The following is a 13,756-nucleotide window of genomic DNA, read 5'->3' as shown; positions in this document are numbered from 1 at the left end:
ACATTTGTGCGCTAAAAAAAACGCCACATAACGTGGCGTTTTCTCTTCTTTCCGGCATTACGCGTCCGGGAATTCACGCATATAGCGTTCAACATCGTCCACCATATGCTCATTGCCGACGAAGAACGGACGGCGCTGGTGCAGGCTTTCCGGCTGAATGTCCAGAATACGTACTTTACCGTCGCTGGCTTTACCGCCCGCCTGCTCGGCGAGGAAGGCCATCGGGTTGCATTCGTACAGCAGACGCAGTTTCCCTTCCGGGTGGCTGGCGGTGCTTGGGTAGAGGTAAATCCCACCCTTCAGCAAGTTACGGTGGAAATCTGCCACCAGAGAACCGATATAGCGCGTGGTATAAGGGCGGTTTGTCGCCTTATCTTCTTCCTGACAGAACTTCAGGTATTTTTTCACGCCCAGCGGGAATTTGATGTAGTTGCCTTCGTTGATGGAGTACGTGTTGCCACGCTCCGGGAAGCGCATACGTTCCTGGCACAGGCAGAAGACGCCCAGTGACGGATCGTATGTGAAAGCGTGAACGCCGCAGCCCGTGGTGTAAACCAGCATGGTTGAAGATCCATACACCACGTAACCGGCGGCAACCTGTTTGTTGCCCGGCTGCAGGAAGTCTTCCATGGTGACCGGCGTGCCTACCGGCGTAATACGGCGGTAGATAGAGAAAATGGTCCCGACAGAGACGTTAACGTCGATGTTGGAAGAGCCATCCAGAGGATCCATCAGCACCACGTATTTGGCGTGCTCGCAACCTTCGAAAACGACAATTTCGTCTTCTTCTTCAGAGGCGATGCCTGCCACGATATCGCGGGCGCGGAGTGCAGCTTTCAGTTTTTCATTGGCGAACAGGTCGAGTTTTTGTTGCTCCTCACCCTGTACGTTTTCAGCACCGCTGGCACCCAGGATATCGACCAGACCGGCCTTATTGATATCGCGATGAATGATCTTGGCGCCCAGTTTTATTGCCGACAGCAAAGCAGTCAGTTCACCCGTTGCATGCGAGAACTCATGCTGCTTTTCGACAATAAATTCACCTAACGTTTTCATAACACTTTCCCTGCATTTTTAATATGGAGTAAAGCGATTGTAGCCTGTGGTTTTCAGGTTGCCTGGCACAGCAAGTTCCGGATATTAAACAGCTCGCACCGTAACAGCCAGAGCTTTCGCAAACGAAAACGCAGGATACGTACAACTATACTAACAAAGATTAAAAACTTCGCGCACAGGTGAATCGCGCCAGCTCTATACGGATTATCCTGAAATGCATTTCTCTGACGTTAAACATATGAGTAAAATGTGCGCCAGTTTAAGAAAGGATAACGACGTATGCGCATTCATATTTTGGGGATTTGCGGCACTTTTATGGGCGGGCTGGCCATGCTGGCGCGCTCGCTGGGTCATCAGGTTACGGGTTCGGATACCAATATTTATCCGCCGATGAGCACCTTGCTGGAAAAGGAAGGTATTGATCTCATTCAGGGCTATGACGCAAGTCAGCTCGATCCCGCGCCGGATTTGGTGATTGTTGGCAACGTGATGAAGCGCGGAAACCCGTGTGTGGAAGCGGTGCTGGAAAAAAACATTCCCTATATGTCCGGCCCGCAGTGGCTGCACGATTTTGTCCTGCGTGACCGCTGGGTTGTGGCGATTGCCGGAACGCACGGTAAAACCACCACCGCGGGCATGGCGACCTGGATCCTCGAAGCCTGCGGTTACAAACCCGGCTTTGTGATTGGCGGCGTACCGGGTAACTTCGACGTCTCCGCGCGTTTGGGCGACAGCCCGTTCTTCGTGATCGAAGCTGACGAGTATGACTGCGCCTTCTTCGACAAGCGTTCCAAATTTGTTCATTATTGCCCGCGTACGCTGGTGCTCAATAACCTTGAGTTTGACCATGCGGATATCTTCGACGACCTGAAAGCGATCCAGAAGCAGTTCCATCACCTGGTGCGTATTGTGCCGGGGCAGGGGAAAATCATCTGGCCGGAAAATGACATCAACCTGAAACAGACGATGGCAATGGGCTGCTGGAGCGAACAGGAACTGGTGGGCGAGCAGGGCCACTGGCAGGCGAAAAAACTGAACACCGATGCATCCAGTTGGGAAGTGTGGCTGGATAATGCATGCGTTGGCCAGGTGAACTGGGGGCTGGTTGGCGAGCACAACATGCACAATGGCCTGATGGCGATCGCAGCGGCGCGCCATGTCGGCGTCGCCCCGGCGGATGCGGCCAATGCGCTGGGTTCCTTTATTAACGCCCGTCGCCGCCTCGAACTGCGTGGCGAAGCTAACGGCGTAACGGTGTATGACGACTTTGCTCACCACCCGACGGCCATTCTCGCGACGCTGGCGGCATTGCGCAGTAAAGTCGGCGGCACCGCGAAGATCATTGCCGTGCTGGAACCGCGTTCGAACACCATGAAAATGGGGATCTGCAAAGACGACCTGGCACCCTCTTTAGGCCGCGCAGATGAAGTTTACCTGCTGCAACCGCAGCATATTCCATGGCAGGTTGCAGAAGTGGCCGATGCGTGCGTACAGCCTGCGCACTGGAGCGCGGATGTCGACGCGCTGGCAGACATGATTGTCAAAAGCGCACAGCCGGGCGATCACATTCTGGTCATGAGTAACGGCGGATTCGGCGGCATTCACCAGAAACTGCTGGATGGGCTGGCGAAAAAAGCGGAAATCGCAGCCGAAAACGCCTGACCCCGTCAATGCAAAGAAAAACCGCGCCCGGTATCCCGGCGCGGTTTTTTTATGGCTGCGGTTTACTCTTTTGCCATAGGCGTTTCAATGGCTTGTGGGGCTTTGCTGCCCTGAATCTCTTTCACGCGTTTTTCCACATCCGCCACCTGGCTGCTGTTATGCAGTAAGGTATAGGTCAGATCAAAGCGTGTGCTCTGGCCCGGTTGTAACTGTTTCACACGTTTTTGCTGGCGTTCAATGGTGACCGGGTAGGCGTAGCTGGTGCCGGGTTCGATGCCAGTGACGTAGCCCTGTTTTTCCGTATCGGTGTTTTTCCACATCGTCAGCACCGGCAGTTGTTCGGTGTTGTAACTGATGGAGACGCCTTTATCGCCCGCTTTATTCAGCAGGGCGGCGACAGTTTGTTTATTGGCGTCGGCCAGCGGTTTGATGTTAAACACCATTTCGTCGAAGCCCTTGGTTGGCCCGGCGTAGGTTTGCCACTCTTTCAGACCCCCTTTAGCATAATCGTTGAACGGGCTGACGTTTTCGTACGGCGTGATAAAGCGAGCGCCTTGCTCAAGGATCGGTTTGCCGAAGTTACTGTGATAGATGATCTGGTAGTCGTGGGGGTAATCCGCGTGGTTGGTCAGCACATCATGCAGGCTGAAGCTGTTGCTGCCCGGAATATAGCGCAGTTCCATTTCGGTTTGCAGATCGGCTTTTTTGAAGGTGCTCTCTTTCACCAGCCCACGAATGCGGATCTCATACGGTGCGGTATCGCTGACGTCCACCGATACCTGTGATGCTGGTGTATTGCCCACTTTGCCATGCAGTGTGTAAATCTGTCCGTCTGCGGTGACCGGGTGGCCGGTCCATTCGTAACCGCAGCGCACCACCATCTCGTTGAAACCTTCCAGCCAGCCAAGGCCGTTACGGCTTTCGAGGTTGATAAACGCCGGGTTCACCACCTCTTTAACCGGAGAATTCCACCCCATATGCACCCCGAAGCCGTCGGCATACAGCAGGTTCATGCCACGAGTGGGGCTCAGGGCAATGGTGAGCCCGTTTTTGCTGGTGATCTTGATAACTTTACTGCCTTCCTGTTTGCCGCCGTGCAGTACGATTTGCTCAATGCTGAACTGCTGTCCTTTGACGTTCAGCTGATCGCTGCTGATCCGCCAGTTTCCTTGTTCAATGCCGCCTTCAGCACTTGTCAGCACCCAGGTTTTCGCCATCACAGGGCCAGAAATAAGCAGCGCCAGCGCGGAAAGCATTACGGTTTTTTTCATCATTTATTCCTTTTATGCTGAATCGATTATGTGTACCACGGCTGAAATCTACGTTTTGCGCTGATAAGAAAATGTGATCCGTTTCATCTGATGAAAATGAGCAGCAACAAGAGGTTAAATAGTAGGAATTGATCGCATTTATTTATGAAATGCAAAATATTGATAGGGAAAATTTGTGAGATGCGTTGATTTTAGCTTTAACGATTCAGCTAAATACTCAGTGCCGAAATAGTGGCAGTGCGCGGCGGTAAAACCATGGGATAAATAACGGGATACATAAAAGAAACCCTCCCGGTAGGGAGGGCTACATGTGCGGTTATCAGGCTTCGTTATTCTCAGCCAGTTCGCGCAGATACTGGAAGATCAACCGCGCGGACTTGGGCGGTTTGTTGCCTTCTTTCTCTTTTTGGGCGTTACGGATAAGTGAACGCAATTGCTGACGGTCGGCCTCCGGCCACAGATTCAGTACATCGGGTACAGCATCGTCACCTTCTTCAATCAGACGATCGCGCAAATGCTCCAGCTTGTGGAAGAACGCGACCTGCTGATTGTGACGGTTTTTCAGCTTATCCAGCGCCTGGCGGATAGGATCCACATCGCGTTGACGAAGCATTTTGCCAATCAACTGCAACTGACGGCGACGACCCTCTTTCTTAATGCGCTGCGCCAGTTCAATGGCATCGCGCAGATCCGGGTCGAGCGGGAGTTTATCCAGCGCGTTTTTACCCAGTTCTACCATTTCTGCACCAAGCTGCTTTAACTCTTCAGCATCGCGCTTAATTTCACTCTTACTGACCCAGATGATCTCATCATCTTCGTCTTCAATATCATCACCGGGCACGTCGTCGAGCCAGTCGTCGGGCTGCTTTGTCATCTCAGGCTCCTTAAAAAAAGAGGCTAATGTTACCAGTTAAGGCGCGCACTGAAAAACGGTTCTCTGTTAGACTTCAAAGATTCTCTCCCTTAATTATGGCATTGGCGATGAAAGTGATCACACAAGTTGCACAACAACGCAAAGTACTGGAAGACGCAGTTACCACGGCGCTGGAGCTGGCCTCCGGGAAGGCGGATGGTGCGGAAGTGGCTGTCAGTAAAACCACCGGCATCGGTGTCAGCACACGCTACGGCGAAGTGGAGAATGTTGAATTTAACAGTGATGGTGCACTGGGCATTACCGTCTATCACCAGAACCGCAAAGGCAGCGCGTCGTCTACCGATCTCAGCCCGGATGCCATTGCCCGTACGGTGCAGGCGGCGCTCGATATCGCCCGTTACACTTCGCCGGATCCTTACGCGGGCGTTGCAGATAAAGAGCTGCTGGCCTTCGATGCTCCGGATCTCGATCTGTTCCACCCGGCGGAAGTGACGCCGGATGAAGCCATCGAATGGGCTGCGCGTGCGGAACAAGCTGCGCTGAAAGCAGACAAACGTATCAACAATACCGAAGGCGGGAGCTTTAACAGCCACTATGGCATCAAAGTGTTCGGCAACAGCCACGGTATGCTGCAAAGTTACTGTTCCACCCGCCACTCCCTGTCGAGCTGCGTGATTGCTGAAGAAAATGGCGATATGGAGCGCGATTACGCCTACACCATCGGGCGTGATATCCGCGATCTGCACACGCCGGAATGGGTGGGTGAAGAGTGTGCGCGCCGTACTCTGTCTCGCCTGTCTCCGCGTAAGCTGTCGACCATGAAAGCACCGGTGATTTTTGCCAGCGAAGTCGCGACCGGGCTGTTTGGCCACCTGGTGGGCGCGATCGCTGGCGGCGCGGTGTACCGTAAATCCACCTTCCTGCTGGATTACCTGGGCAAACAGATCCTGCCAGAGTGGCTGACGATTGAAGAGCATCCGCACCTGCTGAAAGGCCTGGCTTCCACGCCGTTCGACAGCGAAGGGGTGCGCACCGAGCGTCGCGATATTATTAAAGACGGCGTGCTGACCCAGTGGCTGTTGACCAACTACTCTGCGCGTAAGCTGGGGCTGAAGAGTACCGGGCATGCGGGCGGCATTCATAACTGGCGGATCGCCGGGCGCGGTCTCAGTTTTGAGCAGATGCTGAAAGAGATGGGCACTGGTCTGGTGGTAACAGAATTGATGGGACAGGGCGTTAGTGGCATCACGGGCGATTACTCGCGCGGCGCCGCCGGTTTCTGGGTGGAAAACGGGGAAATCCAGTATCCGGTGAGCGAAATCACTATTGCCGGTAACCTGAAAGAGATGTGGCGCGATATTGTTACTGTCGGTGACGATATTGAACAACGCAGTAATATTCAGTGTGGTTCAGTGTTACTCCCGGAGATGAAAATCGCCGGACAATAACTCCGTGGCGCTAAGAGCTGCGCCTTCAGCGTGATAATAAAAAAGGAAGTGAGCAATGCGTAAAAACCTGTTAGCAATCCTGGCTGTGTCGTCGTTGTTTATGGGTTCGGCGGTGTTTGCCGCCGATCTTGAGGATGATATGGGCACCCTGAGCGATAACCTCAAAGTGGTGCAGAAAACCAATGATGCCACCGAGCTGAAAGGCGCATTAACCAATATGCGCACCGCCGCGCTGGATGCACAAAAAGCTACCCCGCCGAAGCTGGAAGGGAAAGCGCCGGATAGCGCCGAGATGAAAGATTATCGTCACGGCTTTGATGTGCTGGTTGGGCAGATTGACGATGCGCTGAAACTGGCTAATGAAGGTAAAGTGAAAGAGGCGAAGGCGGCTGCTGAAGGCCTGGCTAACACCCGCAACACCTATCACAAGAAGTTCCGCTAAGCATACCCGGCGGGGCTGCGGCCCCGCTTTACCAATAAGTAAACCTTATTCATCTCACACTTTTCCCCTTCGGTTCGCCGTTTTTTTATTCTCATTTCCACACCGATTTCCGCAACTTTTCTGCATTCCTGTGACCGTTGCCCAGTCAAAAATCTTCAGTGACCCGATTTCTGTGGCGCAGATCACTAAGACCTTCCGCCTTTCCACTTCGAAGTGGAAAACTCCTCGCTACAAACTCTTAACCTGCAACGTTAGCTTTATTCCGAAGCCATGAGTGGGGTAAGACGAGTGAATAACGGAGCGGTAATGAACGACGCGGAGCAGGCAGCGCAAACGGCAACCCTCGCACAGCGCATGCTGACGAAGGTGTTTACCTTGTTAAGCGATCAAGGCATCACGCCGAATGCAGTACAGCAGCAGATGCTGACCTCGCATGTCCGGGCAATGGCGCACCGTTCCGTGACGGGCGAACCGCTGCCGGAAGTGGACGCCAGCCTGTTTGATGAAATTTCAGCCGGGTCGATGGACCTTGCCCGCGAGGTGGTGGCGGCATTCGGCAATTTACCGGAAGAAGAAGCCTGGCTGCTGTCGGTGCACTTCGAAGTGGCGAAAGACAACCTGTAAGGAGCGAAAGATGGAACACATTACCGTAGTGATTGGCGATCGTCTGGGTAAAGGCCAGAAAGTGGCCGCAGGCGTCGAAAAAGCAGGCGGCCGCGCGGTGGTTGTACCGGGCGTGGCGGCGGATATGAAACTTGGCGACGTGATGAAAGCGGAAAACGCCACCTTCGGCATTTCATTTTGCGGCAGCGGTGGCGCAGGTGCCATCACCGCGCAAAACAAACATGGTTACAAAGCGAAATACGGCATGCGCTCCGTGGAAGAGGGCGTCACCGCCATCAACGAAGGCTGCAACGTGCTGGGATTCGGTTTTATGGACAAAGAAGAATTGGGCGAGCGCCTGGTGCAGGCGTGGCTGAAAAAATACGGCGCATAACCATGAAAGAACAGTTCACCACCACGGTCAGGGTTAACGGCAAGGGCGATGCGAAAAACCGCGCCTTCGCCGATGCGCTGAGCCACGTTCAGGCCGCGGTGATGAAAGCGTCGCCGCATATTTTACTGCGTATCGAGCCACAGGATGTGCAGGTTGTTCATGCGCAGGAAACGACGCGGAAAGAGGCCTTTTTGTTCCTCTTCCTGCGTCGGGAAAGACGCACTTACAGCGTGGAGCTGGATGTGACCGTCAACGTGACCGCCATCAATCTCGATAAAGTGGATTTCGTCACGAAATAACTCAATGCATACCCGTGAGTCCGTTCCATCGGGTAGAAGAGGGCAGACTGATGTTCTTAATCATACTAATAAAATCACTCATCATCGGCGGCCTGGTTGGCGTCGGCGTGGGTGCCGGGGCTGCACGCATGTTCCACGCGCCGACCACTCAGGGTATGGGCGCATTTCGTACTTTGGGGGAACTGAACTCTTGCGAAGGGGATCCGGCATCGCACTTCTCCTTTGGCTTAGGGTTCTTCTTTAACGCCTGGGCGTCATCCGTAGCTGCGGGTTCCTTTACCCAGGACGTTGACCACCGCATTATCCCCAACTGGGGCGCGGCGGCGCTGATGGTGAAAAACCGTAACGTCGGCGAAACCCTGCACGATCCGAAAAAGATGGCCATCGCCTGTGGGCTGATCGGCATGGTGGTGGTCACCTTCCTCAACCTGACGGCCTCTTCCGTACCGGCGGCGCTGCAAGTCACGGCGGTGAAAGTGTTGGTACCGGCAGCAAACTTACTGGTGAATACCGTGATGCCGGTGATCTTCTGGCTGGCGGCCATCGACGCCGGTAAAAAATCCGGTTTCTGGGCCACTGTTTTTGGCGGCGCGGCGCAGTTAATCATGGGTAACGCCGTTCCGGGGTTGGTGCTGGGTATTCTGATCGGTAAAGGCGTGGAAGAGAGTGGCTGGAACCGCGTTACCAAAGTAATGATGACCGCGATTGTCGCCCTGTTTGTCCTGAGCGGTTTCTTCCGCGGCTTCGATCTGAAAATGATTGAGTCCTTCCACCTGAGCGCGCCGAACTGGCTTGAGCTCATCCACAACTCGCTCAGCGGCAAATAAGGAAAGACGATGGAACAGAATAAAGGCTTTTGGTACGCCGACTGGTCATTCCCGATTTTCGTCGGCCTGCTCTCTTCCGGCGTCTTTGCCGGGACACATATGTACTACCTGTACGGCATCGGCGCGTTCAACGAAGTGGCGTTTGTCTCGATGCTGCGCTCCGGTATGGACACTGGCGTATACGGAGCGGTGGCGGCGTTTGGCGCCAGCTTCCTGTTTGCCCGCATTATTGAAGGTTCGCTGGTGGGGATTCTGGATATCGGCGGCGCGATCCAGACCGGTGTCGGGCTTGGCGTTCCGGCACTGCTGCTCGGCGCGGGCTTTGTCTTCCCGGTGGCGAACTTTGTTGCCTCGCTGGCAACCGGTCTGGTGATTGGGGTGTTGATTGGTTACCTGATTATCCTGGCGCGTAAGTTCACCATTAACCAGAGCGACTCCACTTACGGCGCAGACGTGATGATGGGGGCAGGTAATGCGTCGGGTCGCTTCCTTGGCCCGTTGATTATTCTCAGCGCCATGACGGCCTCGATTCCTATTGGCATCGGTTCATTGGTGGGCGCACTGCTGTTTTACCTCTGGCAAAAGCCGATCACCGGGGGCGCGATCCTGGGTGCGATGTTGCTGGGTGCCATCTTCCCGGTGGCCCTCTGATACCCGCGGGCGCTACGGCGCCCGTTACTTCTGGAGATACGCATGTTTGATTTACTCCTGCGCCGGGCACGTCTGGTTGACGATACGGTGACGGATATCGCCATCAGTGCGGGTAAAATCGCCGCGTTGGGTGATATCAGCGGCCCGGCGGTGAAATCTATTGATTTACACGGTGAACATTATGTCAGCGCCGGGTGGATCGACTCCCACGTCCATTGCTATCCAAACTCGCCGATCTATCACGATCAGCCCGACAGTGTCGGGATCGCAACCGGGGTCACCACGGTGATCGATGCAGGCAGCACCGGTGCGGACGATATTGACGATTTTTATACCCTCACCCGCCAGGCAACCACGGAAGTCTATGCGCTGTTGAATATCTCCCGCGTGGGACTGATTGCACAAAATGAGCTGGCGAACCTGAATAATATCGATGCCAGCGCCGTACGTGATGCGGTGCAACGCCACCCGGATTTTATCGTTGGCCTGAAAGCGCGGATGAGCAGCAGCGTGGTGGGTGACAACGGCATTACACCGCTTGAACGCGCGAAAGCGATACAAAAAGAGAACGGTGATTTACCGCTGATGGTGCATATCGGTAACAACCCGCCGAACCTCGACGAGATTGCCGATCTGCTCACCTCCGGCGACATCATCACCCACTGCTATAACGGTAAACCGAACCGCATTCTGACCCCCGGCGGGGAGTTGCGCGCGTCCGTTGCCCGCGCGCTTCGCCGCGGTGTGCGGCTGGATGTCGGACACGGCAGCGCCAGTTTTAGCTTTACGGTGGCAAAACGTGCGATAGCGTTGGGCATTTTGCCGCAGACCATCAGTTCCGACATCTACTGCCGCAACCGCATTGACGGCCCGGTGCGCTCACTGGCGAACGTGATGTCCAAATTTCTCGCCATTGGCCTGTCGCTGCCGCAGGTGATTGCCTGTGTGACCGACCACGCCGCCGAGGGCCTGCGCCTGAAACAGAAAGGGCGACTGGCGGTCGGTTATGACGCCGATCTGACCATTTTCGACCTGAAGCGCCAGCCAGTGCTGTTTACCGATGCGGAACACGAAAGCTTACAGGCTGAACAGTTAATCACGCCGTTGGCCGCCATTCGTGCAGGCCATGGCTATATGACCGAACAGGGGAGTGCGGAACATGCCTTCGATTTATGATAAGTACCAATTAAAACAGGTGATTAATGCCTCCGGGCGCATGACGGCGCTCGGCGTCTCCACCCCGCGCCCGGAAGTGGTTGAGGCGGTCCTTAGCGGCATGAATCACTACTTCGAAATGAAAGATCTGGTGAACAAGACCGGGGAGTACATCGCGAATTTGCTGGAGGTTGAGGGCGCGACGGTGGTCTCTTGTGCTTCTGCCGGTATTGCACAGTCGGTGGCCGCTGTACTGGTGAAAGAGAGTGACTGGTTGCTGGAAAACCTGCACAGCACGGTGATTGAGAACAACGAAATCGTGCTGCCGCGCGGCCATAACGTTAACTTTGGCGCACCGGTCGGCACAATGGTGGCGTTGGGCGGCGGTAAGGTTGTGGAAGCCGGCTACGCCAACGAATGTTCCGCCGATCAACTGGCGGCGGCGATCTCCCCGCGCACGGCGGCGATCCTCTATATCAAGTCCCACCACTGCGTACAGAAAAGCATGCTCAGCGTTGAGCAGGCTGTCGTGGTGGCGCGTAAACACGATCTGCCGCTGATTGTCGATGCGGCAGCGGAAGAAGATTTGCAGTGCTACTACCGCGCTGGCGCCGATCTGGTTATCTACAGCGGCGCGAAGGCGATCGAGGGGCCAACTAGCGGGCTGGTGATCGGCAAAACGCAGTACGTCGAGTGGGTCAAACGCCAGACGGCGGGCATTGGTCGGGCGATGAAAGTGGGCAAAGAGGGCATTCTCGGACTGACCTGCGCCATTGAACACTACCTTAGCGCCCGGAAAGAGAGCGGTGCGGAAATGGTCGCCAAAATGACGCCGTTTATCGACCAGCTTAATACGCTGCCGGGCGTCAGCGCGCGCGTCGTGTGGGACAGCGCCGGGCGAGATATTGCCCGTAGCGAAATCAAGTTCGACGAAGCGATAACGGGTATCGCCACAGGTGATTTAGTCAGCGCCCTGAAACAGGGGGAATACGCCATTTACTTCCGTGGCTATAAAGCCAATGAAGGCATTATCGAGGCCGATGTCCGTAGCGTAACTGCCGACCAACTGGCGGTGGTGTATCGCCGCATCGCCGAAGAACTGAACAAGGAGCAACACCCATGAAACTGACCCCCAATTTTTACCGTGACCGTGTGTGCCTGAATGTGCTGGCAGGCAGTAAAGAGAACGCCAGCGCCATTTACGAGGCTGCAGAAGGCCATGTGCTGGTGGGCGTCCTGTCGAAAAACTACCCGGACGTTGCCACGGCGGTCGCCGATATGCGCGACTATGCAGCGCGTATTGATAACGCGCTCTCTGTCGGCCTGGGTGCGGGTGATCCGAACCAGTCCGCCATGGTCAGCGCCATCGCCCGTGAGGTGCAACCGCAGCATGTGAATCAGGTCTTTACCGGCGTGGCAACCAGCCGGGCGCTGCTGGGGCAGAGTGAGACGGTGGTAAACGGCCTGGTCTCGCCAACGGGAACGCCAGGGCTGGTGAAAATCTCCACCGGGCCGCTAAGCAGCCAGGCTGCGGACGGCGTTGTACCGATTGAGACGGCAATTGCACTGTTAAAAGATATGGGCGGCAGCTCGGTTAAATACTTCCCAATGGGCGGTCTGACGTGCCGTGACGAGTATCTGGCGGTGGCTGAAGCTTGTGCGCGTTACGATTTCTGGCTGGAGCCGACTGGCGGTATCGATTTGGACAATTTTGGTGAGATCCTGCAAATCGCACTGGAGGCGGGAGTGCGTAAAATTATCCCGCATGTTTACAGCTCAATCATCGATAAGGTGAGCGGCGACACGCGTCCGGCGGACGTTTGTCAACTGATGGCGATAACCCAAAAACTGGTGCAGTAAACGCACTCCCTCTCCCTGCTGTGAGGGAGCAACTCAACCGTTGTGTCAGGAGCCATTATGACGACTGTTCGTTATCTACTTGCCGCTTCACTCTCTCTGCTGGCGACCCACGTCATGGCACAAACCGAATACGCCTGGGTGGGAACGTACAACCCGAATGGTGAAGGGTTGTACCGTTTCACCGTCGATCCGCAATCGGGAGTGCTTGGGAATAAAACGCTGGTCAGCACATTGCCGAACGCGGCGCAACTGACCGTGGCGCGCGATGGCAAGACGCTCTATCTCGCCAGCGAAGTGGAGCAGGGCGCGGTTCAGGCGCTGCGTATTGGCAACAATGGCGAGCTGAGCGTGCTCAATCAAGTGGCGTCTGGCGGGGCCGGGCCGGTCTATCTGTCACTAACGCCGGATGGCCGTTTCTTGCTGGTGGCGAATTACGTCAGCGGTTCGATTGCCGTGTTGCCGGTTAACGATGATGGCAGCCTCGGGGAAGCGGTGGACAAGCGGCAGGATCAGGGGGAACCTGGCACGGCAAAACCGCAAGCGGCGGTGGAAGGTAGTTTTGCGATAAGCGATCACAATGGTCCCCATGCGCATATGATTGCCGCCGATCCGAGCGGGAAATTTGTCTTTTCCACCGATCTGGGGCTGGATCGCATTTACCAGTATAAGTTTGATGGCAAAACAGGCGCGTTAACACCTAATGATCCACCTTTTATCAGTGCCTCTTCCAAAGGAGCCGGTCCACGTCACTTTGTTTTCACGCTGCAAGGCGACGGCCTGTGGCTGATTAATGAAGAGTCGTCGACGCTGACGCACTACGCGCTGAATAAAACCACCGGCACATTACAGCAGGGGGAAACCATTTCTGCGCTGCCGAAAGACTACAAAGGCACCAGTTTTGCCGCGGGTCTGGTGTTAAGCGCCGATGGCAAACAGCTGTATGTTGCCAACCGGTTGCATAACAGCATTGGGCACTTTACGGTGAAAGCCGATGGTTCGCTCACGCATCAGGACGATGTGTGGACACGCGGTGATTATCCGCGCACGCTGACGTTGGCGGCGAATGGGCGCTGGCTCTATGTGCTGAATCAGCGCAGCGATAACATCACCCGCTTTCGCGTGGAACCCAACGGAAAACTGCAATTTGAGCCGGATTACACCCCGGTGGGCAGTCCATCTCAGATGGTCATTTCATCTCACCCTTAAAGCCTGGA

At 55.2% G+C, this 13,756-nt stretch carries 15 protein-coding genes; 12 read left to right on the top strand and 3 right to left on the bottom strand.

Features of this window, described 5'->3' with window-relative positions:
- Positions 1-57: 57 nt before the first annotated feature.
- Positions 58-1,056: a class 1 fructose-bisphosphatase gene (gene fbp / locus ABGA49_RS10630; RefSeq protein ID WP_061498315.1), complete on the bottom strand. Its 999-nt coding sequence runs from the start codon at positions 1,054-1,056 to the stop codon at positions 58-60.
- A gap of 279 nt (positions 1,057-1,335) precedes the next feature.
- Between fbp and mpl the strand changes: the two genes are divergently transcribed.
- Positions 1,336-2,718: a UDP-N-acetylmuramate:L-alanyl-gamma-D-glutamyl-meso-diaminopimelate ligase gene (mpl, locus tag ABGA49_RS10625; RefSeq protein WP_061498312.1), complete on the top strand. Its 1,383-nt coding sequence runs from the start codon at positions 1,336-1,338 to the stop codon at positions 2,716-2,718.
- Positions 2,719-2,780: 62 nt separating this feature from the next.
- Here mpl and ABGA49_RS10620 read toward each other — a convergent pair whose 3' ends face one another.
- Positions 2,781-3,989 carry an aldose 1-epimerase family protein gene (locus ABGA49_RS10620; protein WP_061498310.1) on the bottom strand — a complete coding sequence of 403 codons (1,209 nt, stop codon included), beginning with the start codon at positions 3,987-3,989 and terminating at the stop codon, positions 2,781-2,783.
- 319 nt (positions 3,990-4,308) lie between these two features.
- Positions 4,309-4,863 (bottom strand): ribosome biogenesis factor YjgA, encoded by a 555-nt coding sequence (yjgA, locus tag ABGA49_RS10615; RefSeq protein WP_061498306.1) that lies wholly within the window; start codon positions 4,861-4,863, stop codon positions 4,309-4,311.
- Between the two features lie 95 nt (positions 4,864-4,958).
- On the opposite strand from yjgA, the gene pmbA reads away from it, so the two are divergent.
- The 11 genes from pmbA (at position 4,959) to ABGA49_RS10560 (ending at position 13,748) form a co-directional block, all read left to right on the top strand.
- Positions 4,959-6,311, top strand: a complete 1,353-nt coding sequence (gene pmbA, locus ABGA49_RS10610) for a metalloprotease PmbA (protein ID WP_061498303.1) — start codon at positions 4,959-4,961, stop codon at positions 6,309-6,311.
- A gap of 55 nt (positions 6,312-6,366) precedes the next feature.
- Positions 6,367-6,753, top strand: coding sequence for a cytochrome b562 (cybC, locus tag ABGA49_RS10605; RefSeq protein WP_061498298.1), 387 nt, complete (start codon positions 6,367-6,369; stop codon positions 6,751-6,753).
- Positions 6,754-7,041: 288 nt separating this feature from the next.
- Positions 7,042-7,377 (top strand): glycine dehydrogenase, encoded by a 336-nt coding sequence (locus ABGA49_RS10600; RefSeq protein WP_071890630.1) that lies wholly within the window; start codon positions 7,042-7,044, stop codon positions 7,375-7,377.
- A 10-nt stretch (positions 7,378-7,387) separates the two neighbouring features.
- Complete coding sequence (locus ABGA49_RS10595; protein ID WP_347665537.1) at positions 7,388-7,750, top strand: SFCGS family glycine-rich protein; 363 nt, start codon at positions 7,388-7,390, stop codon at positions 7,748-7,750.
- A gap of 2 nt (positions 7,751-7,752) precedes the next feature.
- Positions 7,753-8,049: a DUF4312 family protein gene (locus ABGA49_RS10590; protein WP_061498287.1), complete on the top strand. Its 297-nt coding sequence runs from the start codon at positions 7,753-7,755 to the stop codon at positions 8,047-8,049.
- 50 nt (positions 8,050-8,099) lie between these two features.
- Entirely contained in the window at positions 8,100-8,876 is a 777-nt protein-coding gene (locus ABGA49_RS10585; RefSeq protein WP_061498284.1) for a DUF4311 domain-containing protein, read from the top strand.
- A 9-nt stretch (positions 8,877-8,885) separates the two neighbouring features.
- A complete protein-coding gene (locus tag ABGA49_RS10580; protein ID WP_061498282.1) occupies positions 8,886-9,527 on the top strand; it encodes a DUF4310 family protein in 642 nt (213 codons plus the stop codon).
- Positions 9,528-9,569: 42 nt separating this feature from the next.
- Positions 9,570-10,703, top strand: a complete 1,134-nt coding sequence (locus tag ABGA49_RS10575) for an amidohydrolase/deacetylase family metallohydrolase (protein WP_347665536.1) — start codon at positions 9,570-9,572, stop codon at positions 10,701-10,703.
- A complete protein-coding gene (locus ABGA49_RS10570) occupies positions 10,687-11,805 on the top strand; it encodes a DgaE family pyridoxal phosphate-dependent ammonia lyase (RefSeq protein WP_347665535.1) in 1,119 nt (372 codons plus the stop codon). The genes ABGA49_RS10575 and ABGA49_RS10570 overlap by 17 nt, the downstream gene beginning before the upstream one ends.
- Positions 11,802-12,542: a KDGP aldolase family protein gene (locus ABGA49_RS10565; protein WP_347665534.1), complete on the top strand. Its 741-nt coding sequence runs from the start codon at positions 11,802-11,804 to the stop codon at positions 12,540-12,542. Before ABGA49_RS10570 ends, ABGA49_RS10565 begins: the two co-directional genes overlap by 4 nt.
- A 57-nt stretch (positions 12,543-12,599) precedes the next feature.
- Positions 12,600-13,748: a lactonase family protein gene (locus tag ABGA49_RS10560; RefSeq protein WP_347665533.1), complete on the top strand. Its 1,149-nt coding sequence runs from the start codon at positions 12,600-12,602 to the stop codon at positions 13,746-13,748.
- The last annotated feature ends 8 nt before the right edge of the window (positions 13,749-13,756 follow it).

The sequence above is a fragment of the Kosakonia sp. WA-90 genome (genome assembly GCF_039871955.1).
Taxonomy (GTDB): domain Bacteria; phylum Pseudomonadota; class Gammaproteobacteria; order Enterobacterales; family Enterobacteriaceae; genus Kosakonia; species Kosakonia oryzendophytica.
Note: the sequence above shows the minus strand (reverse complement) of the source record. Positions and strands in the feature narration are given on the sequence as shown.

Bases quoted from the DNA above. Each gene is read 5' to 3' on its own strand.
- fbp (WP_061498315.1), bottom strand. From the start codon at position 1,056: ATGAAAACGTTAGGTGAATTTATTGTCGAAAAGCAGCATGAGTTCTCG.
- mpl (WP_061498312.1), top strand. From the start codon at position 1,336: ATGCGCATTCATATTTTGGGGATTTGCGGCACTTTTATGGGCGGGCTG.
- ABGA49_RS10620 (WP_061498310.1), bottom strand. From the start codon at position 3,989: ATGAAAAAAACCGTAATGCTTTCCGCGCTGGCGCTGCTTATTTCTGGC.
- yjgA (WP_061498306.1), bottom strand. From the start codon at position 4,863: ATGACAAAGCAGCCCGACGACTGGCTCGACGACGTGCCCGGTGATGAT.
- pmbA (WP_061498303.1), top strand. From the start codon at position 4,959: ATGGCATTGGCGATGAAAGTGATCACACAAGTTGCACAACAACGCAAA.
- cybC (WP_061498298.1), top strand. From the start codon at position 6,367: ATGCGTAAAAACCTGTTAGCAATCCTGGCTGTGTCGTCGTTGTTTATG.
- ABGA49_RS10595 (WP_347665537.1), top strand. From the start codon at position 7,388: ATGGAACACATTACCGTAGTGATTGGCGATCGTCTGGGTAAAGGCCAG.
- ABGA49_RS10590 (WP_061498287.1), top strand. From the start codon at position 7,753: ATGAAAGAACAGTTCACCACCACGGTCAGGGTTAACGGCAAGGGCGAT.
- ABGA49_RS10585 (WP_061498284.1), top strand. From the start codon at position 8,100: ATGTTCTTAATCATACTAATAAAATCACTCATCATCGGCGGCCTGGTT.
- ABGA49_RS10580 (WP_061498282.1), top strand. From the start codon at position 8,886: ATGGAACAGAATAAAGGCTTTTGGTACGCCGACTGGTCATTCCCGATT.
- ABGA49_RS10575 (WP_347665536.1), top strand. From the start codon at position 9,570: ATGTTTGATTTACTCCTGCGCCGGGCACGTCTGGTTGACGATACGGTG.
- ABGA49_RS10570 (WP_347665535.1), top strand. From the start codon at position 10,687: ATGCCTTCGATTTATGATAAGTACCAATTAAAACAGGTGATTAATGCC.
- ABGA49_RS10565 (WP_347665534.1), top strand. From the start codon at position 11,802: ATGAAACTGACCCCCAATTTTTACCGTGACCGTGTGTGCCTGAATGTG.
- ABGA49_RS10560 (WP_347665533.1), top strand. From the start codon at position 12,600: ATGACGACTGTTCGTTATCTACTTGCCGCTTCACTCTCTCTGCTGGCG.